The 1,940-nt window shown below is 63.6% G+C and carries 1 pseudogene; it reads left to right on the top strand.

Going from position 1 to position 1,940, the window contains the following annotated elements:
- Positions 1–1,940: pseudogene (locus tag HP546_RS29675) on the top strand (hypothetical protein); the annotation flags it as partial.

Raw genomic sequence — 1,940 nt, forward strand, 5'->3', positions numbered from 1 at the left:
ATGCCATCGACAACGATGTGCCACCCGCAGAGCAGGCCGGCTATCTGGGTCGCATCGAATCAGCCATCGACAACAGCATGCTTGGTGACTACGGCCGGTCGGTCGCCCGTGGTGGCGTAGGCGTCGGTGATGCTGTAGCTGGCATCGCAGGCCTGCTCTCAGGCGGGGCTATTCCCGAAGCCATCGGGTATGACACTCGCGGCGTTCGCAATTACCTTGACCAGCACGACACGCCCGACCGCCAAGCCTCGCGCCAGGCGCTGGATCAGGCAAAAGGTATTGGTGGCACGCTGCAGGCTCTGGCAGAAAACCCAGGCAATGTCCCGCACCTGATCGCTGAATCTGTGCCGTCCATGCTGGCCGGTGGTGGCATCGGTCGTGGCGTAGCATTGGGCGTGAAGGCCCTCGGTGCTGCCCCAGCAGTTGCAGGTGTGGTCGGGGCGGGTACTGGCGAGGGCATCGTCGCAGCTGGTCAGCAAGCAGAGCAAACCCGGCAAGCTACGGGCACGCTGCCCCCCGGCCAATCCGGCCTCGCGCTTCTGTCGGGCATCGGTACTGGTCTACTCGGTGCGGCTGGGGCACGTATCGGTCGCAAGCTGGGTGTAGCGGACATTGACGCGCAGATGGCTGGCGCAGGCGGTGTCGACGTCGCCAAGGGCTTGGTCAACCGCTCGTTGATCGGGACCGGTATCGAGAGCCTGGAAGAACTCAGCCAAAGCGGGCAGCAGCAGGTACTGACCAATTTGGCGACCGACCGCCCAGCCATGGAAGGCGTCGACAAGTCCATGTTGCTCGGTGGCGTAGTCGGCGGCGCCATGGGCGGTGCTGCCAGCCTTCGCCGGCCAACCCTCAACAACCAGGCAGAACAGCCGCCAGCGCCACCTGCTGCAGCGCCACAAGCCGAAGCCATGGCTACCCCTGCGCCCGAGCAGATCGCGCCACAGGCAGCGCCCGAGCCGGCCCCACAGCCTGTGCCGCAACCTGTGCCGAAAACACCGTTCGCGGGTAGCCAGGACGTGGCGCCATTGCTCGACAATCTTGGGGTGCAGGGCGAGCAGCGCACCCGCTCGCTCGACTTGCTGCGCCCAGCTGAACAAGACATCGAAGCCCGCCGCCGTGGTGTCGTGACCATGGATGAACAACGCCGCCTGGCCAACCTGATAGGCCTCGACGGTGCACAAGCCCAAGCCTTTAGCCGCAGGATCGGCCAAGCTTGGAACGCCGAGCAAATCATTGCTGGCACCGATCTGGTAAGCGACCGACTCAAGACGGTGATGGAGCAGCAGCAACGCATCGCCAGCGGCCAGGCCAGCGACCTGGAAAAGGCCTCCTTTGTGCAAGATCTGGGCGACCTGAAAACGGTGTTCGGCGAACTGATGGGCGCACGCGCCGAGAGTGGCCGAGCACTTGCAGCCCAAAGACGCCAGGTCCAGAACATCAACGATGCACAGCGAATCCTCGAAGGCCTTGGCGGTGTTCAAGGTGCTGATGATCTCGCCGCTGCAATCGGAAAAGCAGTACAGGCTGGCGGCGTGCAGAACCTGGCGAAGCTGGTCGGCCAGCCCGAAGGCAAGATGCAGCGCTTGTTCGGCTACTACTACCGGGCAGCGCTGCTGAGCGGCGTGCGCACCCATGCGGTGAACATCGCCAGCAACACAGCTGTGCTCGGTAACGAAGTCATTGAACGCGGCATTGCGGCCGGCATCGGCGGTATCAAGCGCTTGGCTACTGGTGGTAAATCCGGTCAAACCGTTTTCGCGGAACCCATAGACCTATTGATAGGTATGAGTCGGGGCATGTCGAAAGCCGGCACGGCAGCCGCCGACGCTTTTCGTACTGGCGAATCGGCGGTACTGGGTGGCATGGCAAAGCAGGACAATAGCCAGGGCCTGAACAACACCCCACGCCAGCCCGGTGTACTGGGTGGTGCAGCCTTCGCC

It is taken from the genome of Pseudomonas sp. CM25 (assembly GCF_013179705.1).
In the GTDB taxonomy this organism is placed as follows: domain Bacteria; phylum Pseudomonadota; class Gammaproteobacteria; order Pseudomonadales; family Pseudomonadaceae; genus Aquipseudomonas.